Annotated in this window: 16 protein-coding genes and 1 pseudogene; 6 read left to right on the top strand and 11 right to left on the bottom strand. The window is 57.6% G+C overall.

What is annotated here, in order from left to right:
* Positions 1-1,275: 1,275 nt before the first annotated feature.
* Positions 1,276-1,707 (top strand): hypothetical protein, encoded by a 432-nt coding sequence (locus EM6_RS06510; RefSeq protein WP_126421190.1) that lies wholly within the window; start codon positions 1,276-1,278, stop codon positions 1,705-1,707.
* Positions 1,708-1,814: 107 nt separating this feature from the next.
* On the top strand, positions 1,815-2,183 hold the full coding sequence (locus EM6_RS06505) for a hypothetical protein (RefSeq protein WP_126421188.1): 369 nt from the start codon (positions 1,815-1,817) through the stop codon (positions 2,181-2,183).
* Between the two features lie 127 nt (positions 2,184-2,310).
* Here EM6_RS06505 and EM6_RS06500 read toward each other — a convergent pair whose 3' ends face one another.
* Positions 2,311-2,865 carry a recombinase family protein gene (locus EM6_RS06500; RefSeq protein WP_126421186.1) on the bottom strand — a complete coding sequence of 185 codons (555 nt, stop codon included), beginning with the start codon at positions 2,863-2,865 and terminating at the stop codon, positions 2,311-2,313.
* A gap of 254 nt (positions 2,866-3,119) precedes the next feature.
* Between EM6_RS06500 and EM6_RS06495 the strand changes: the two genes are divergently transcribed.
* The 3 genes from EM6_RS06495 to EM6_RS06485 are packed head-to-tail and all read left to right on the top strand — an operon-like array spanning position 3,120 to position 9,065.
* A complete protein-coding gene (locus EM6_RS06495) occupies positions 3,120-4,676 on the top strand; it encodes a type I restriction-modification system subunit M (RefSeq protein WP_126421184.1) in 1,557 nt (518 codons plus the stop codon).
* Positions 4,673-5,911: a restriction endonuclease subunit S gene (locus EM6_RS06490; RefSeq protein WP_126421182.1), complete on the top strand. Its 1,239-nt coding sequence runs from the start codon at positions 4,673-4,675 to the stop codon at positions 5,909-5,911. Before EM6_RS06495 ends, EM6_RS06490 begins: the two co-directional genes overlap by 4 nt.
* A gap of 1 nt (position 5,912) precedes the next feature.
* Positions 5,913-9,065: a type I restriction endonuclease subunit R gene (locus tag EM6_RS06485; protein ID WP_126421180.1), complete on the top strand. Its 3,153-nt coding sequence runs from the start codon at positions 5,913-5,915 to the stop codon at positions 9,063-9,065.
* A gap of 289 nt (positions 9,066-9,354) precedes the next feature.
* Here the strand turns inward: EM6_RS06485 and EM6_RS06480 are convergent, their stop codons facing one another.
* Both EM6_RS06480 and EM6_RS17740 read right to left on the bottom strand, forming a co-directional pair.
* Positions 9,355-10,917, bottom strand: a complete 1,563-nt coding sequence (locus EM6_RS06480; RefSeq protein ID WP_172961148.1) for a tyrosine-type recombinase/integrase — start codon at positions 10,915-10,917, stop codon at positions 9,355-9,357.
* 114 nt (positions 10,918-11,031) lie between these two features.
* Positions 11,032-11,157, bottom strand: a pseudogene (locus tag EM6_RS17740) (hypothetical protein); the annotation flags it as partial.
* Positions 11,158-11,315: 158 nt separating this feature from the next.
* On the opposite strand from EM6_RS17740, the gene EM6_RS06475 reads away from it, so the two are divergent.
* Positions 11,316-12,179: an aldose 1-epimerase gene (locus tag EM6_RS06475; protein ID WP_126421176.1), complete on the top strand. Its 864-nt coding sequence runs from the start codon at positions 11,316-11,318 to the stop codon at positions 12,177-12,179.
* Between the two features lie 3 nt (positions 12,180-12,182).
* On the opposite strand, the gene EM6_RS06470 is transcribed toward EM6_RS06475, so the two are convergent.
* From EM6_RS06470 to fucP, 8 genes are all read right to left on the bottom strand, one after another.
* Positions 12,183-12,596 (bottom strand): cupin domain-containing protein, encoded by a 414-nt coding sequence (locus EM6_RS06470; RefSeq protein ID WP_126421174.1) that lies wholly within the window; start codon positions 12,594-12,596, stop codon positions 12,183-12,185.
* A gap of 145 nt (positions 12,597-12,741) precedes the next feature.
* Entirely contained in the window at positions 12,742-13,479 is a 738-nt protein-coding gene (locus tag EM6_RS06465) for an SDR family oxidoreductase (RefSeq protein ID WP_126421172.1), read from the bottom strand.
* A gap of 169 nt (positions 13,480-13,648) precedes the next feature.
* Entirely contained in the window at positions 13,649-14,848 is a 1,200-nt protein-coding gene (locus EM6_RS06460; protein WP_126421170.1) for a UxaA family hydrolase, read from the bottom strand.
* Positions 14,841-15,149 (bottom strand): UxaA family hydrolase, encoded by a 309-nt coding sequence (locus tag EM6_RS06455; protein WP_126421168.1) that lies wholly within the window; start codon positions 15,147-15,149, stop codon positions 14,841-14,843. The genes EM6_RS06460 and EM6_RS06455 overlap by 8 nt, the downstream gene beginning before the upstream one ends.
* 14 nt (positions 15,150-15,163) lie before the next feature.
* On the bottom strand, positions 15,164-16,171 hold the full coding sequence (locus EM6_RS06450; RefSeq protein ID WP_126421166.1) for an aldo/keto reductase: 1,008 nt from the start codon (positions 16,169-16,171) through the stop codon (positions 15,164-15,166).
* A 166-nt stretch (positions 16,172-16,337) separates the two neighbouring features.
* Positions 16,338-17,117, bottom strand: coding sequence for an IclR family transcriptional regulator (locus EM6_RS06445; RefSeq protein ID WP_013479394.1), 780 nt, complete (start codon positions 17,115-17,117; stop codon positions 16,338-16,340).
* Complete coding sequence (locus tag EM6_RS06440; RefSeq protein WP_126421164.1) at positions 17,114-17,968, bottom strand: amidohydrolase family protein; 855 nt, start codon at positions 17,966-17,968, stop codon at positions 17,114-17,116. Before EM6_RS06440 ends, EM6_RS06445 begins: the two co-directional genes overlap by 4 nt.
* Position 17,969: 1 nt before the next feature.
* The gene (fucP, locus tag EM6_RS06435) at positions 17,970-19,271 is read right to left on the bottom strand and encodes an L-fucose:H+ symporter permease (RefSeq protein WP_126421162.1); all 1,302 of its coding nucleotides are present in this window, start codon (positions 19,269-19,271) and stop codon (positions 17,970-17,972) included.
* Positions 19,272-19,278: the final 7 nt, after the last annotated feature.

The raw sequence follows: 19,278 nt of genomic DNA, 5'->3' as shown, positions 1-19,278 counted from the left end.
TTGATGGCTTTCGTTTGTGTTTTAGACATGACTTAAATTGGCGCTCGGTTTTGAACCGAGGCCATCGCGACCCAAGTCGGTGGGTCTCCGGGTCATTAATGACGGGCGCGTGGTGCGTGACACTGTCGGCTGACCGCGCTCTAGCAGTCTCGGAAAACGTTGTGTCCTTCGTTTCCGGAACACCGGCTATGGCAAATCCACCACCGGGACCTCTGAGCCACCTGCCCTCGCACGCGAGGCGGTTCGGACGTTTCAGAGGAATTTTGACCCGCGAAGCTTCAAGACACTTCTTGGGGTTGCTTTTCTTTGATTGATCTTTTTTTTGGGGTCGTAGGGTCGTAGGGTCGTAGGGTCGTAGGGTCGTAGGGTCGTAGGGTCGTGGGGTCGTGGGGTCGTGGGGTCGTAAGGTCGTAGGTTCTTTGGTTTTCTGATACTTGGCTTAGCGGTGGCTCAGTATGTCGGCTATGGTCCAATGGGTGACGTCTAACCCTTGGACCTGTTTAGTGGCATACCGAATATACCTGGCGTCTTCCGTCAGTGGTTGCAGGTCAAAGCTAGGTTTCGCGCGCGGCGTCGATATGACGGGCCGTGACGGAGGAACCAGCAAAGAACTCGGCTGAGAGCTGTCGGCTCCCACGGTCTCGGTGAGGACGCTCCGGAGCAAACGCTCCTCACCCTCCCGAAGGGAGATGACACCATGAAAGTGTGGGTACAATTCGCCCGCCCCATCTTTGGGCTCGTAGAAACCAGCCATGAACACCGCGTCTTCCGGACGTAATCTCATGAGCTTTCGTTTTGGGACGTCACGGAGCTGATCTGCGATCTCTCTGGCGATCCGGCGAAGTTGAGGAAGAAGCTCCGTTTCCGGATCAAACCGCCGGGGATGAAGGCCCAACGCAATGGTCAGTGCGTGGGTAGCTCCGTTCTGCTTGTAAAGATCAGCGTAGCCTTCGATGAGCTTTTCGCGGTGCGTTCTGGCGGTTATGTACGCGGGGTACGCACGAGGACCCGGTACAGAGCTGAGAGAGTGGGTAGTCATTTCATAAGGGGGTTATAGTGAGCCGGGGATGTCTCCATGCTACGTCAAGGTAGGCTTCGAGGGAGTTATATCGTCCGGACATACTATGATACCATGTGGATAACTCGCAAGTCTAGGGGTTATTGCAGATAATTCAGGAGAAGCCGTCTGTGGACGGCTGCGGTCTCAGGTGGAATTCACCCTTGTGCCGATTGCCGTCCCGCTCTGTAACCGTTGCTTTTGGAAAGGGTATTCCTATGAAGAAACGGTATGTGGTTGGCTTGCTGATGGTTGGTGGTTTTTTTGCCGCCCTGTACGGATGCGAAAGCCCGCAGGAACAGCGCGAGCGTGAAGCCGCCGAAGAGGCTGTCTGGCGCGAGCAAATAGCAACGGAGAAGGCGAAGCTGGTCGAGCGCATGAAGGCGCATCCGGGGGAGTACAACAAGACGATGGACTGTGCCGCGCGTCGAGTGAGCGTCGCCACGGAGGAGGCCCACTATCAGACATTCCTGATCCACCGTCCGGAATTGGTTTCGGCGGCTCAGCGCGACCACATGATCAATTCATGGCTGGACGCTATCGAAGGATGCGGTGGCGACCTTGGGGCGTTCGCGGCACAGATGGCGAATGACCCGGATGACTTGACTATGAAGGGGCTGACAATCGCGCTTGTCCGGCAGGGGCGGTGACCCAATGATCGAACGTCAATACGACCTTGCCGGACTCAAACTGTCGTGCCACAACTGAATGCAACGCTGAGATGTGATTGTCTGGATGGTTTCATTAGGGGGAGATTATGAGAGCGTTTGTACTGGCACTACTCGCTATGGCGACGGTCGCTTCACCAGCGGGAGCCGAGGTCACGACCGCTGCCAAGGTGAGGTACGATGTCAGTTACGGGCAATCTGACTGGTACGACATGCGGGTGACCTTCTTGCTCGGAAGTGAGCTAAATAGAGCCACAAAATCTTTCAATTATAGTGCTTGGGATAAGTATGCCCTCCTATTTTTTGGTGAAGGTGAAGTAGCTATCATTAAACTTGAAAATATCTTCGTGTCTTGCAATCAAGAATTTTCGGTTTCATGTCTTCCGAGCTTCGGCAATTTGACTGGTGAGGATCAATCTGGCAAAAAATGGGAAATTTGCACTCGACGTTACTGCTAAATGGGAGCGAAATGTCGTGACGGCTAGACCTTCTGGGCTACCCTGCAAACTTGACATTTTCTCCGGACATAGGAGCGGAGGGCTGCGAAACGTCTCTTAGGCTTATGCGATTTAAGCTCGAAGGGTTTTATTGCGACCCCGTCAGCATCCGGTAGACGGACGCGCGGGCGATACCCAGACGCTTGGCGATTTCCGTACCACCGACGCCCGCGTCACGGAGCGCTTTGACTTGTTCGGCGTCAATGGTCTTGGGACGTCCTTTGTAGACACCAGCGGCTTTAGCCTTGTCGATACCCTCGCGCTGGCGCTCCTTGCGCAGTTCGGTTTCAAACTCAGCGAAGCTGGCGAGGATGTTAAGCATCAGCCGCCCCTCGGCCTTCGTGGTGTCGAGCCCGCTTTGCTGGAGACACCGGAAGTCCACCTGCTTTTCAGTCAGACGGTCAATGATCTGGCGGAGGTCCGTAATTGAGCGGGCGAGGCGGTCGAGGCGGGTCACTACGAATATGTCGCCTTTACGGACGAACTTGAGGGCGGCTTCAAGCTGCTCGCGTCCGTCCGTGGTGGTCCCGGACTTCTTCTCTGCGAATAGCTCTGTGCAGCCTGCGGCGCGAAGCTGCTCCTCCTGAACTTCGAGGGATTGGCCGGAGGATGAAACGCGGGCGTAACCGACGGTGAGGCTCATGGTAAGGTGTCTCGTGTGGGTCTATGACCTTCCGAAATTACCGCCTCATTATTTCGGCGTCCACCGAATAAGGCACCCTCTTGTGGACGGCTTCAAGGGTTTCCCGGCAGCGTGGGGGCGCCTAGCCGGGGTATACACATATGAGGCGCAGTGCCATCTATGCGGGCTTGACGGTGCCTCTCGGAACATGGTCCAACGTGCATATGGTGTCTCTCTGGTAGAGTCACGGGATAACCCACACTAAGCGAGTATATATGTCTGTTGACCTTCAGGACCTTTCGCGACGTCTTTTTAAGACTGCAAATCAGCTATGGACCAATACGACGCTTCGACCACACCAGTATTCTCAGCCGGTCCTCGCGCTCATTGCGCTTCGTCAGATGGAAGCCAAGTTCAACGATGTCCACGCCGCACTATCGAAGACATTCACAGGGCGGCTGCGTGCTACAGCACCTGATTATCATGCCAAAGGTGCGATGTTCCTCCCAGAAGAAGCGCGTTTCTCTTTCCTGCTTGCACTCCCAGAAGCTGAGGACCTCGGAAGAGCTCTAAATACAGCAATGGAGTTGGTGGCCGAGCACAATCCCGATCTTAGAGGTATCCTGCCGCAGGGATATGGAGCCCTTCCGGATCGAGTATTGCGTGAACTGCTGCGATTGCTTCAGCCACTGGAGATCACAGGTGACGCCTATGGCTTGATCTTTGAATACTTTATGGATGCGTTTGCCTCTGCATTTATGGAGAAGGGTGGAGAGTATTTCACTCCGTCGTCCATTGTGAAGCTAATCGTCGAAGTGATCGAGCCTTACCATGGAAAGATTTTCGACCCTGCCTGCGGCTCTGGCGGCATGTTTGTGCATTCGGCAGAGTTTGTGCGACGTCATCATATGTCGCCAAGCCGCGAGATCAGCGTTTACGGTACTGAGAAGATGCCTGACACCCGTAAATTGTGCAGTCTGAACTTAGCAGTTCATGGGTTATCTGGCGATATACGCGAGGCAAACAGTTATTACGAAGACCCGCACGATCTGGTGGGTAAATTTGACTATGTCATGGCGAACCCTCCCTTTAATCAGTCTGAGGTTGACCGCTCGTTATTGTCACAACAGACTGGCGTGGTTGATGCACGATTTTCGTTGGGTATCCCCTCAATAAACAACGCAAATTACCTTTGGATCGGGCTGTTTACGGCTGCTTTAAACGAGACAGGCCGTGCAGGTTTCGTCATGGCGAATTCGGCTTCGGACGCGGGCGGCAGTGAACGCGAAATGCGCCGTAAGCTGATCGAGAGCGGGGTCGTGGACTGCATCATCACGACCTCGCCAAACATGTTTCTCACCGTTACCTTACCGGTGACCCTGTGGTTCCTTGACAAGGGCAAACGCACCACCGCCCGAGAGGATGAGGTGCTGTTCATAGATGCCCGCACCATCTTCCGACAGGTCACACGCGCTCACCGTGACTTTGCGCCGGACCAGATAGAGCTTCTGGCAAACATTGTCCGGCTATGGCGCGGCAACGAGATCGAAACGGTGGCCGGAAGTGCATCTCGACTGGCTGAGCTATTTGGTGACGACTGTTATAAGGATATTCCCGGTTTGTGTTGCGTCGCCAAGCGCTCGGATATTCTGGCTCAGGATTGGAGTCTCAATCCTGGACGGTATGTTGGAGTGGCACAGGGTGAACACTCAGATGATGAGGAGTTCAAGTTACGGCTGGAGGCTTTGCAGGAAGAGTTGGAAGGGCTCAACGCAGAGGCGTCGCGCATACAGGCGGTAATCGCGCAAAATGTGGCAGAGGTGTTGGCGTGAGCGAGTGGCGGACCGTTAGGATTGGCGATCTGGGAAGAGTCATTACAGGCAAAACTCCACCATCAGCGCAACCGGAGCTATTTATAGGGGGCATTCCTTTTATTACACCGAGCGACATGTCTGACGATGCGCGGCATATCCAAACAGAGCGTTATCTATCGACAGCTTGGGATGTAAAGGAGCGGTTGATCCTGCCATCTCGCTCGATATGCGTGGTCTGTATTGCGTCTATCGGCAAGGTCTGCATGACCTTGAAGCCGTCCCATACTAATCAGCAAATCAATAGCATCGTTGTTGATCCGTCAGCTTTTGATGCACACTTTGTGTATTATTCGATGCGACAAAAGACCGACGAGCTGAGGACGCGAGCCGCAGGTACAGCCACACCGATCATCAACAAGTCAGTCTTTTCGGACCTTGAGATTAATTGTCCTAGTCTCGAAACTCAGGCTCGGATCGCGGGGATTCTTGGTGCCTATGACGATCTTATCGAGGTGAACCAGCGACGCATCGCTGTTCTAGAGGAGATGGCGCGCGGGCTCTTTGAAGAGTGGTTCGTCCGGTTCCGCTTTCCCGGTCACGAAAGCGTCCCGCTGGTTGACACTCCCAATGGTCCCCTTCCGGAGGGGTGGAACTGTAAGACTCTGGGACAGATGGGTGCGGTGATAACGGGGAAAACACCGAGCAAGGCTAATCCAGCTTTCTATGGTGCCGATGTTCCATTCGTAAAGATACCTGATATGCACCAATCGATGTTCATTTGGCAGACGGCGGATAGCCTATCTTCGCAAGGTGCATCTTCCCAGATGAGTAAGACAGTGCCTGCGGGTTCCCTGTGTGTAAGTTGCATTGCCACTGTCGGACTTGTTTCAATTACCACCAAACCGTCCCAAACCAATCAGCAGATTAACACTCTCGTGCCACATGATCCTCATTGGCGAGAATACCTTTATTTCGCTTTGGAGAGCCTTAAGGCTCACTTGCAGAATCTTGGGTCGAACGGGGCGACAATGACGAACGTGAACAAGCAGAAGTTCTCGAGCGTGCAAATAGCTATCCCCACCGATGAATTGATGAGCCATTATCACGATTTTGCGGGTCCGTTGTTGGATCTTATAGCGAAGTTGACACTTGCCAACCAACATCTCGCTGCCTCACGCGACCTTCTTCTGCCGCGCCTAATGACGGGTCAATTATCGGTTGCCGCAGCCGAGAAGGAATTGGAGATCGCCTAAGATGCCCCCTTCGCTGACTGGTATGGTTGCCTCTGAAAACGGTGTGGTGGAAAAGCCCGCCTTAGCGCTATTGGAGGCCTTGGGCTGGACGGCAATCAATCTGATGCATGAGATACCGGGAGCAACCAATCCAACGGGCCGAACCGGTTTTCACCAGTCCTACCTTCCGGCGCGGCTACGGGCAGCACTGGTGAAGCTCAACTCATCTCTACCCATCAGCGCGGTTGAAGCCGCTGAGATTGAGCTGACGAAGGATCGGTCGGCTTTGTCACCGGTCAATGCCAATCGCGATGTCTTGGCGCTATTGGTCGATGGGGTTACCGTGCAGGTCCGGAATGAGAAAGGTGGTTATGATGACCATCGGGTTCGTGTTATCGACTGGCGAGACGCGCACAACAATGACTTTGTCGCCGCCAGTCAGGTCTGGTTACAAGGGCTTCTTCACAAACGTCGCCCGGATACCATTGGCTATGTGAACGGTCTGCCGTTGTTGTTGGCTGAATGGAAGGCGCCAACGAAGCCGCTGGCCAGCGCCCACGAGGACAATGTCCGCGATTATCGCGATACCATCCCGCAGGTTTTCCACGCCAACGGTTTTGTCATCCTGTCGAATGGGATCGAAACCGTGATGGGTCCGGCACATGCTGATTTTGAGGTGTTTGCCCCTTGGAAAAAGCTGCACGAGGACGGGCCGGAAGACTTGTCACTTGAGACGCTGTTGCGCGCTACCTGTGAGCCCCAGCGGTTCCTTGACCTGATCGAAAATTTCCTTCTCTTCGATGAAACCAAAAACGGTTTACGGAAGGTCGTCGGCAAGTATCACCAGGTCTTGGGTGTCAACCGCGCTATCGAAGCCGTTCAGAAAATCGACGACAACAAAGGGAAGCTGGGGGTTTTTTGGCACACCCAAGGGTCAGGCAAGAGCCTTTCTATGGTCATGTTTGCCGAGAAGGTTCTTCGTCGGCTTGGGGGGAATTATACCTTTGTCATCGTGACTGACCGTAACGAATTGGATATTCAGATTTCTGGGCAATTCAAAACTGCCGGTGCACTGACCAAGGATATTCAGAACGCTCAGGCGGCAAGTCGGCAACATCTCCGCGAGTTGCTGGCGAGCAATGAGCGCTATGTCTTTACTCTCATCCAAAAGTTCTCGACCGGTGACGGCGAGCCCATGCCGGTATTGTCGGATCGTTCAGACATTATCGTTATTACCGATGAGGCGCACCGCAGCCAGTATGACATCTTAGCGATGAACATGCGGAAGGCCTTACCGAATGCCGCCTTCATTGGATTCACCGGCACCCCGCTGATCAAAGGTTCGGATAGCCGCACGCGAGAGGTCTTCGGTGACTATGTCTCGATTTATGATTTCTCGCAGTCGGTAAAGGACGGAGCGACGGTGCCGCTCTATTACGAGGCCCGAAAACCAGAGCTTCAGCTTGATAAAGACGTCCTCCAGGACGGTTTAGACGCTCTACTCGAAGATGCCATGCTGGATGAAGCACAGGAAGCCAAGCTCAATCGCGAGTTCGCCCGGCAGTATACGCTGATCACCAACCCTGACCGGCTGGACAAGGTGGCGGACGATGTGGCGCTGCATTTCTCTCAACGCGGCTATCGCGGAAAGGCCATGTTCGTTGCCATCGACAAGGCAACGGCGGTTGCGATGTACAACCGCGTCAAACTGTCTATCGCGCGATTGATCGCGGAAGATGAAGTCAAGCTGAAGACGGCTCATGAAGCTGAGGGCGCGGCTATCTCCGAACGGCTGACATGGTTGCGGGAACTGGACATGGCTGTGGTGGTCAGTCAGGGTCAGAACGAGGTGGACGACCTGCGCAAGAAGGGGCTGGACATCACGCACCACCGTCGTCGGATGCAGACCGAAGACCTTGAAGAGAAGTTCAAAGACGGGAATGATCCACTTCGGTTGGTGTTTGTATGCGCCATGTGGATCACGGGATTTGATGTGCCGTCTATAGGCACGGTCTATCTCGACAAGCCCATGAAGAACCATACGCTGATGCAGACCATCGCCCGCGCGAACCGTAAGGCGAGCGGTAAAACATCGGGCGTCATTGTCGATTATGTTGGTGTTTTCAACAACCTTCAGCGAGCCCTCGCCATCTATGCGGGCGGTGCGAACGGTCAAGACGGAGAGGGCGAGGGCGAGCCTATCCAAGACAAAGCGGCTCTTGTCGCGGCGCTGGAAGGGGCATTGGACGTGGCGCAAACCTATGTCCAAGCGCACAATGTAGATGCCGTTGTTATCGCACAGGCTGAGCCCCTAACGCGGCTAAGGCTTATTGCGTCGGCTGTAGAGGCTTTGATTGCGCCGGATGAAGTACGCAAGGAGTTCTTCAGGCTGACCTCAGAGGTCACCAAAGCCTATAAGGCACTCCTTCCGGATGAGCGGGCGGCAACTTACCTTAGGCCCGTCGCGGTTTTGCACACCTTGGCGGAGGCAGTCCGGGCCAAGCTCACACCGGTCGATATCACCGCTATCCAAAGACAGATTGCCGAACTGCTGGACGAACATATCGAGGGGGTAGCCATCCTTGCGCCCATCATCACCGGTGACAAGGCAGAAGGTCGAGTTGACCTTTCAAACATAGATTTCGACAGGCTTGCCGACCTGTTTCACGAGAGCCCCAGGGTCACCACGGAAACCCTCCGGGAAGAAGCCGAGGCGAGAGTTGAGTCGATGGCAAGGGCTAACCCCACGCGAGTGCACCTTGTCGAAAAGCTGGAGAAGCTAATCGACGCTTACAATACCGGTGCCATTGATGTTGAACGCCTCTTTGAAGACTTACAAACCTTCGTCCGTGAGATGGACGAAGAGGAGCACCGTGCGGTCAAGGAGGGTCTGACAGAAGACGAGCTGGCTATCTACGACCTCTTGACAAAGCCTGAGCCGGTCCTGTCGAGCGCAGAGCAGGTTGAGGTGAAAAAGGTCGCTCGTGACCTGTTAAGCAAGCTGCACGAGCTAACCGACCATCTGGACTGGCTACGGGCTCAGGAAACGCGGGGAGCGGTTTACAGCGAGATCAGGGTCCGGCTGAACCAACTTCCGGAGATGCCTTACCCAATGGAAGTCTGGGACCAAAAGGTGCGGCAGGTTTGGGATTTCGTGACGACCCGATATAGCTGACTTGCTCTCAACCTCACAATTTCCATGCAGCTCGGTGTCGATTTTGGTTTGACGAGATTCTATAAGCACATGAAAGAAAAGGGGCTTTTCCCTCTCTGGTTTGAGGAAAAGGCCATATCTTTCAGTCACTTTCTTCGGACTTAAAATCCGATGGGCGCCACGCAAGTGACACGCCAAGAAACGGCAAACCCTGAAAACGCTTGAACACGTTTGCCCGTGTTTGCCGGTCCATGCCATTGAAAAGTATGGTTTATCAGTACGTTGACATCGTAGGGGTCAGGGGCGGCTGTCACCTTGTGCTCGTCCGTCGTGAGTATCTGGCAATGCCGGATAGGTCCAAGCCGTCGTAATTTAGGGAAAGCATCGACTTGTAGAGCACGTCGATGGGGATAACGTCGAGATAGCGCTTGTCCATCGCAATCGGTGCATGACCGAGGATTTTGTTTTGATATTGCGGCGGCACTTCGCTGATCGCAAGCCGGGTTTTAAACGTGTGACGTAGGTTGTAAATTTTCGGCCGAGGCACACGACTCGTAACCTCCGGGATGATTTTCTCATTGAAACGCCGTACCCAAGTCGCAGATGAGTAGAGTTTCCTCTCGTTTGTCGAGAGGGGCCATTCCGGAAAAAGCCTCTTCGATCCTCGCGCCGCAACATGCTTCACGTACTCACCGAGGCCCAGCTCTACCAGTTGCGGGTGCAAAGGGATCAATCGCTTTGAGTTTTCCGTTTTGAAGGACTTTACGTATTCTCGTTCTTCGGGGTCGTCGGGATCGAACTCCGTCAGTATCGAAATATGAGGTGTCGATGCCTCAACCTTGACATCGGTGATCGAGAGTTGGGCTATTTCACTGACTCGCGCACCGGTGAACAGCATCAAAAGGGGCGTCCAGAATTGGTGGTCGGTCACCAAAAAGTCGCCGGGGGTCAGTGTTCGATCCGGTGACTTACAGCCAGAGAACAATGGCTGTTTGAAGAGTCTGGAGAGTTCGTCGATCTCAAAGCTCGTCCGGCGTCCTATGCTCTTGCTCGCACCCTTCACTTTAATGCCGCGCGCTGGGCTGGTTATGCGAGCGTGCAAATCGTTTTCTGCAAAGTCGAACAATCGACCTATTGGTGACAGATAGTTCTCTTTCACAGTAGTGGGACCGAGAGTCTCATATGGAGCAGGGAGTTGTCCGTTCGCTGCGATAGCATCGTGAAGGCTCATTCCGGGGAAACGATGCGTGTAGCGACTGGGTACCCTCAGCATGAGTTGAACGTAGGCGGTAACGTGACGCTTGGTGATTTTTGATAAAGGTATGGCGGTGCCGAGTGCTTGCTCGAAGGCGTCGGCGGCGACTTCAATCTTATGACGCCATCCGGAGCTGGGATCACACTGAGAGATAAATTCCTCAGCTAGCGTTCGAATAGTCCAGGTCTCAGAAGGGTGCGCTGGAATATCCTCGCCGCTCGTTGGCTTGTAGTCATCAGGAAAAACCGCTCCGGTAGGGAGGGTATGTTGCGCCCAATAGGCTTTGATCCTAGCGTCAAGTAACGCCTCTGATAGGAGGTCACGCGCGCCGGGGTGACCTCGTAACCCAAGTCTTTGCTCAATGATGGCAGCGTCAACCATCACATCGGGTTCAAAGTAGTCTCGAACTATCTGCGAATGGGATCGAGCATTGGGACGGGGGGGAAGGGGTTGTCCTTTAGCCGAGAATGCCACAGAGGGCGCGAGCGATGTAGCCATGCGCTCAACCTGTTCAGCGACCAATGGGTCGCTTTTTGCCTTGCGCATCAGTTCCCGGTCTTCTTCGATGTATCGGTTATATTGCTTCGCGGCCAGTTCTCTGAGGAAGTCGTCGGTCAAGACCACCTCCGCCGTCGTTGCCGGTGTTTCTCCCGTGAGCTGTCGGGTGCATTCTTCCTCAAATAGCTTGTCTTCGATAGCTGCCAGCCTGTGTGCCTCTCGGAGGTTTTTAGTCCTGAGCGACTTTTGAAAGAACTGAGGCTTGTCTAGGCCCAACAGCTTCTCTAGCTCGCGGGGGTATCTCCGGCGGTAATAGTAGACGCCACTACGGAGGAGCAGATGATCAGGTGACTTGGACATTGTGTGACAGTCTGTGTGACAAATTTTGTGTCGCACTTTGACTAAAAGATTATATACTGCAATATGATAAGAGAATTCATCCACATATGGCGTGCCGACCTGAGCTGCGATCAGGCTCCGCCGTTTGCGTCTGAAAAACAAAAACATGGAAATGCCATATGATCGCTCTTTCGACGCTGACCCTTACGGTACGCGACACCACGCTGGCCTTGCATCCGGACCTGGGCGGCTCCATCGGCGCTTTGAGCCACAGGGGCCGCGACTACATGCGCCCGACCCCCGAAGATCCGCGCGATGTGCTGGAAACGGCGTCATTTCCTCTGGTGCCCTTCTGTAACCGCATCCGTAACGGCAGCTTCTCCATCGGTACGCAAAAGGTGAAGATGGCCCCCAATCTGGGTGACCATCCGCATACCCTGCACGGTCAGGGCTGGCGCGCGCGCTGGAGCGTGACGGAGCAATCGCCGTCGCGGGCCGTTCTGACCTATCGTCATCAGCCGGACGAATGGCCGTGGGCCTATGAGGCGCGGCAGGTGTTCGAACTGCGTCCGGCGGGGCTGCGCGTCTGGTTGAGCGTCAAGAACCTCAGCTCAACCGCCATGCCGGCGGGGCTGGGCTTTCACCCCTATTTCAACCGCACCTCTCAGACGCGGCTCAAGGCGCCCGTCGATGGGGTGTGGATCGCCGATATGGACTGCCTGCCGACCGAATGGTACGCGGGCGTGTGGCGCAAGGACTGGACGAAGGGGGATTTCGTCAGCGACACGGGTCTGATCGACCATTGTCATACGGGCTTTGCCGGGCGCGCCGACATCTATGAGGACGCGACACCGGTCCTGACCTTACGCGCCTCACCGGATTGTCATTGGCTGCACGTCTATGTGCCGCCGGGTCAGGACTATTTCTGCGCCGAGCCGGTCAACCATATGCCCGATCCCTTCCACCACGCCAATTCCGGCCTGCGCTGCCTCAAGCCCGGCGAAGTGGCGCTGATCTGGATGGATATAAGCCTGCACGGGTAGGCACTATTTCGTGCGGGCTTTCAACGGATACGAAATGATCAGGGTCAGCGGCTCATCGCCCACCTGTGTGATGCCGACCTTTGCCCCTTCATAGAGATAGGCGGTCATGCCCTCGGTAAGGGTGTGAGTCACGCCGTCCGATTCCACAATCCCGGTGCCGGAAACGACGTAATAGACCTCGTCGTGGTCGATGGGGTGGATGCCGATGGCCGCGCCCTTGTGCAGGCTGCGTTTGCGGAACTCCATACTGCGCTGTGGGGCCTTGTCGCTGATGCGCCAGGCGGTGGACATGCCGATCCGGCCGTGCGGCGGGGCCTCTTCGACCACCGTATCCTTTTCGTCGATAATGACCATGGGCGGGGCTCCGAGGGCGAACGAGGGCAGGGCGATCAGCGCAGCCACTAAGATCAGGCGCATGGGGTTCCTCATTTACGTTTCTCTTCGGAGAAGAGAAACGCATCGCCCCAAAATGTCAAATGCGGGCGAAGAACCGCTTCGAGCCCGCATTTGTCCGTCCATGCAATCCACACGTCTATGGCGCGCCATAGACGTGTGAGGAGGCTTACATCACCCAGCCGCCGTCGATGATATGGGCGCGGCCGGTGGTGAATTTCGATTCGTCCGAACCCAGATAGACGGCCAGCGCCGCCAGTTCTTCCGGCTTGCCGAAGCGGCCCATGGCCTGACGCGCGGTGAAGTCTTTATAGGCCTGCTCAAAATCGCCCGTGTCGTGCAGGCGTTGCAGCAGAGACGGCGTCTCCACCGTGCCGGGGCAGATGGCGTTGCAGCGGATGCCCTGCGCCACGAAGTCCGCCGCCACCGACTTGGTCAGGCCGATCACTGCCGCCTTGGTGGCGCAATAGGCGAAGCGGTTGGGGATGCCTTTGACCGACGAGGCGATCGACGACATGTTGATGATCGAGCCACCGCCGCGTGCGATCATGTTGGGCAGGACGGCGCGGATCAGGCGGTACTGCGCCGTGACGTTCAGGCTGTTGGAAAAGGCCCAGTCCTGTTCGTCGCAATCGAGAATGGTACCGGCGTGCACGAAACCGGCGCAGTTATAGAGGATGTCGATATTCGGGAACTCAGCGGCGATGGCCTTGACCGCTTCGGCGTCGGTGACGTCGAGCTTGCGCGCGATGACATTCTCCAGCGCCGCCAGTTCGCTGAGGCTGGCGTCGTTGATGTCGGCGGCGATGACGGTGGCCCCTTCGCGCACATAGGCTTCGACGGTGGCGCGGCCAATGCCTTGCCCGGCGGCGGTGATCAGGGCGGTTTTTCCGGAAAGTCGTGACATGGTGCGGTCTCTTGAAATCATTCCCTTCCCCGTTTTATGGGGAGAGGGTTGGGGTGAGGGGCAAAGACTCTGACGGTGACGGTCTGGCGCATCCAGAACCCCCACCACCGCATCTCAGCTTCGCTTCGTGCGGTCCCCCTCCCCAGTAAACTGGGGAGGTATAATTAGGTTACGCCCGGCGCAGCGGCAGGCAGGCCGGGCCCAGAGGGTCGAAGGCCTTATAGGTCAGGATGAACTCCTGATGGCCCATGGCTTCGGACTTGGTGGGTGCGCCACCGGCGACGGCCAGCACGCTGTCGATAATCTCCTGCCCAACCTCATCCAGCGTGGCGCGACCTTCCATGATCTTGCCAGCGTCGATATCCATATCCTCGCTCAGCTTGCGATAGGTGTCGGGATTGGCGCAGACCTTGATCACGGGCGAAATGGCCGAACCCACCACAGAGCCGCGGCCTGTGGTGAACAGGGTCACGTGCGCGCCACAGGCGATCAGTTCGACGATTTCCGCATTGTCCGAGATATTGGGGAAGCCGAAACGCGGCTCACCATCCGGCACCACATCGAGCAGGTAGAGCCCGCCCGTCGGGGGCAGATCACCGGGTTTCAGGATGCCGCAGATGGGCGCCGATCCTGACTTGGAATAGGCCCCCATCGACTTTTCTTCCTGCGTGGTCAGGCCGCCTTCGGCATTGCCCGGCGCGAACGACCCAAAGCCCATGACGGTGTAATAGGCCTCGGCCTTCTGTACGCAGGCTTCAAGTTCGGCCCCCAGTTCCGGCGTGACGGCGCGGCTGGCCATAATGGTTTCGCAGCCGACCAGTTCGCCGGTCTCTTCGAACACGCAGGCCGCCCCTTGCGTCCCGAACCAGTCGAAGGCACGACCGACCGCCGGATTGGCAGTGATGCCCGACGTGCCGTCCGAGCCGCCGCAGATGGTGCCGATGACCAACTCCGACACCGCCATCTCGACCACCGGGGTCTGCGCCGCTACAGCTTGCAGCCGGGCCACGGCCTCAAGCCCCTTCTGAATGGTTGAAAGCGTACCGCCCGACTGCTGGATGACCAGAGTTTCGCACGGGCGACCGGACGCCTCGATGGCGGCCTTCAGGCGCTCACGGTTGAAGCTCTCACAGCCCAAAGAGATCAGCAGCACCCCGCCGACATTGGGATGCGTCGTCACCGCCGACATCACCTTGAAGGCGTAGTCGTTGGGATAGCAGCCCGGAAAGCCGATCAGGTGCACCTCGCTGTCGTCGGACTTGGTGACGATCTGGCGCGCCACGTGGTGGGCGCATTCGACCAGATAGGCCACGGCGATGACATTGCGGATACCCTTTCGGCCATCCTGACGCAAATAGCCCTTAAGCATGACCGCCTCCGGAGGCTTCGCGGGTGTGGGACGAAATATAGTCGCTTTTCATATTGTGCATGTGGACGTGGCCACCTTTGGGTGTGTCTTTGGTCATTGAGCCGATGGGCGCGCCGTATTTGACAATCTTGTCCCCGGCCTTCAGATCGCGCACGGCAACCTTGTGACCCACCTCGATGGCCTCGGTAATCGACAAAGCCTCGGCGCCCACCGTCACCATGCTGCCCGCTGCGATCGCCGCGCGGCACACCGCCACATTGTCATCAGGGTGCAGTAAAATCAGGGGAGAGGGCAGGGACATGGACAGTTGAACTCTTACGCTTGCGAAACATCACCCGCCGGCGCATCGGCGCGCAGCAGACCGGCGGCTTTCAGGTCGTGCCACAGCTCGGCAGGGATGGGATGGCTGAACAGCTCGATATTGCGCGCCACCTGCTGCGGGCGGGCCATGCCGACGACGGTACTGGCTACGACCGGATGGAAGCCAGGGAACTGAAGCGCAGCGGCGGCCAGCGGCACATGGTGGCGGGTGCAGACGGCCTCGATGTCGCGCACGCGGGTCAGGATGTCCGTCGGCGGGGCCTCATAGTTGAAATGCGCGCCTCCGGCCAGCAGACCCGAATTAAAAGGGGCCGCCGCCAGAACCGACACGCCGTGCGCCGCGCAGCGTTCAAACAGGCCGTCCAGCGGTGTCTGTTCCAGCAGGGTATAGCGTCCGGCCAGCATCAGGACATCGATATCGGCTTCGGCCATAACGAGGTCGCAGATGGCCGTCTCATTGACACCCAGACCGATGGCCTGCGTCAGGCCCTGCGCCTTCAGTTCGTGCAGGGCGCGCAAACCGCCGCCCAGAAAGGCGGCGAGATGTCGGGCATGACCGCTGCCGTGGGTTTCGACCCCCAGATCGTGGACCAGCAGCATGTCGATGCGTTCGCGCTTCAGCCGCTTCTGACTGTCCTCAAACGACCGCATCACGCCGTCATAGCTATAGTCGAAGTGTTCATCGAAGGGGTCGCCATCGACAAAGCCGTGGCGTTCGGTGCCGGGCGGCGGGGCAGCGATGGGGGTCAGCACGCGCCCCACCTTGGTGGACAGGGTGGCGTCGGCGCTCAGGTCGGCGAGGCGGCGCTCGGACAGGCCGTGCCCATAGCGCGGAGCGGTGTCGATATAGGCGATGCCGCCATCCGTCACGGCCTTGAGCGTCGCTGCCGCCGTGGCATCATCGACCGGGCGATACAGGTTGCCGATGGCCGCCGCGCCGAAACCCAGCGCGCTGACCCGGACCTGTGTGCGGCCTATGGTATGGAGATCGCTGATAGGCACGACGCATCCCTGTTCATTTTTAAAAATGATTATTGCTTATAAAAAATATGTATAACCGACGTAATGTCGACGCAAGAGGCCTCAGACGCGATTGCGCCGACCGCGCGCATTTTCCTTTTCGCTCATGAAATCAGCGCTCTGCCAATTTTCAAATCAGGCGAAACGCCTATCCACCCAGCGTGCGCGACAGGGCTGCCGCCGTGCCTTTCAGCCGCGCCACCGTGTCTTCGAGGCTCAGACAGCCGTGCGTCTTCAGCCAGGGGATGGTCATGGCGGCGATGACCGTGGTGTCGTTCATCACCGGGCAGGAGACGTCCAGCACACCATCGACGAAATCGCTCTTGGCCTGCACATAGCCCTGATGCAGGGCGCGTTCGGCCACGGTTTCGAACAGTTGCCACTCCTGCGGCGTCGCCGTGCCGCGCAGCATGTGCTTCATCTGCTCCTTCAGCTTGGGCGGCTGAAAGGCATAGAGAACGAGGCCGGAGGTCGATTGCACCAGTTGCCGCTGATAGCCGACACGCACCGAAAAGCCGAGATCGCCCGGCGCTTCGATGCGGGCAATGACCACCATGTGATCGTCAGAGGCGATGGCCAGATGCACGGATTGACGCACCTGTTCCGACAGGGCCTGCATCAGGGGCAGGGCCGAGGCCAGCAGGTTCTGGCTGGGGCCGCGGCTCATGCCCAGCGAGAACAGCTTGTTGGTCAGTTCCAGCCCGTCGCCCTTTTGCGATTGCGCCACATAGCCGCGATTTTCCAGCACCTGCACCATGCGGAACAGTTCGGACACCGAGCGGTCCAGCCGGTGCGAAATCTGCGACAAGGTCATGGGCCGTTTGTTGGCGGCCAGAAGCTCCAGCACGTCCAGCCCCTTCTCAAGGGCGGGTGCGCGGTATTTCATAGCCTTTTCACCGTCGCTATGACGGGTATCTTCGCTGATCATGGGACCCCCTGTAGGTCATAAATTCTTTTTGCATTAGTGAAAAAGATGGCCTGACGCTCTGGCGACGTCAATGGGTTTAATTGGTCCTCAAGCCAGTGTTTCCATTTTTGCCAGTCGCCGTTGAGCCGCACCACGGGCCAGTCAGAGCCGAACAACAGGCGTTGCGGGCCAAAGACGGTCAGCAGATGCGCCACGTAGGGGGCCGCCTCATCGAAGGGCTGATCTGGGCGCATCTCGGTAAACAGGCCCGACAGTTTGCACACCACATTCGGGTGACGTGCGATAGCGGTCATGGCCTCGGTCCAGCCGCGCGTCGCTTCGGGCTGTGCCTCAGTCGTGGCGATCGGGGGCTTGGCGGCGTGGTCGATCACGATACGCAAATCCGGATAGCGTTGCGCCACCGTCTCTATGGCCGGCAGGTGGCGCGTAAAGACCAGCGCATCAAAGACCAGCCCCGCCGCTTGCATGGCCGACAGGGCGGGGGCGACGTCCGGGCGCACAATCCAGTTGTCGTCGGGCAGGCCCTGCAACATCGGGCGCAGACCCTTGAGCTTGGGGTGGCGGGCCAGTTCGGCGACCCGTGTCGCCGCGTCCGGGGCCGACAGGTCGGTCCAGCCGACAACCCCCAGAATCAACGGATCGGTTTCGGCCAGACTAAGCAGCCACTGCGTATCGGCGTCTAACGGCTGCGACTGCACCGCCACCGCGCCGTGCAAACCGTCCCCCGCCGCCGCGCGCAAATCCGATGCGGCAAAGTCGCGATAGATGGCCGTCAGGTCGGGGGTCGGCCATTCAAAGCCGTGGCGCCCGACCTGCCACAGGTGGAAATGGGCGTCGATGACCGGGGACATCTCAGTGACCGGTCATCTGTACGGGGCCCGTCGCGTCCTTCGGCGCGCGGAAGGCGTAAAGCGCGATCACCGCGAAGCACACCGCCGTGACGGTAAAGGCCGTGCGGATATGGCTGTGGTCGGAGACGAAGCCCATCACCGCCGTCAGGACCGCCCCGCCGACAATGCTCATCACCAGCAGCGACGAACCGGTCTTGGTCAGGTTGCCGAGCCCCGCGACCGAGGTGGCGAAGATGGTGGGGAACATGATCGACATGAAGAAGCTGGAGGCCACCAGCGCCCACAGGCCGCTTTCACCGCCGTTGACGACGGCAAACAGCATCAGGCCGATATTGACGAGGGCAAACAGACCCAAAATCAGGGTCGGACGCACCTTGGTCATCAGGCCCGTGCCGATAAAGCGACCAACGGCAAAGGCGATCAGGGTGTAGTAGAGATAGGTGGCTGCCACCTTGTCGGTCAGGCCCATTTCGCTCTGGGCATAGCGGATCATATAGCTCCAGATACCGACCTGAGCGCCGACATAGAAGAACTGCGCCATGACGCCGAACATGAAGCGTGGGCGTTTGAGCAACTGAACGACCGACTGGAAGAAGCCGACCTCTTCGCCGCTGTCTTCGTGGGCGTTTTGCGTGGCGGCCGCCGGGAATTTCGACAGGAAGACCAGCAGCGCCCACAACAGCACAACGCAGCCAATGACCAGATAGGGCCCCTGCACCGCCTTGACTTCCGAAATGTAGAAGGCCTGACGCGCGGTGTCGGTCATGGCGGCGAGCGCGGTTTCATCGTGTTCGATACCCGACAGGATGAAGTGTTGACCGATGAAGATACCGGACAGCGCCCCCAACGGGTTGAAGCTCTGGGCCAGGTTGAGGCGGAAGGCGGCCTTGTCCGGCGAGCCCAGAACCGTGATCAGCGGGTTGGCGGAGGTTTCGAGAAACGCCAGACCCGAGGCGATGACGAAAAGCCCGCCAAGGAACCAGCTATACTGGTGATTGTCGGCGGCCGGATAGAAGATGAAGGCCCCGGCGGCGTAGAGCAGCAGGCCCACGACCACGGCGGTCTTGTAACCCAGCTTGCGCATGACAAAGGCGGCGGGCAGGGCCAGCAGGAAATAGCCCATGTAGAAGGCTGACTGCACCAGACCCGATTGCAGGTCGGTCAGCACAAAGGCCTTTTTGAACTGCGGAATCAGCACGTCGTTGAGGTTATTGGCCACACCCCAGAAAAAGAACAGGCTGGTAATCAGGATCAGCGGCCACAGGCTTTTCAGGCCCCGGCCCGGCGCGGTTTCGGAGGTCATGTGCGTT

The sequence above is a fragment of the Asticcacaulis excentricus genome, assembly GCF_003966695.1.
GTDB lineage: Bacteria > Pseudomonadota > Alphaproteobacteria > Caulobacterales > Caulobacteraceae > Asticcacaulis > Asticcacaulis excentricus_A.
This window is presented reverse-complemented; position numbering and strand designations above follow the sequence as displayed.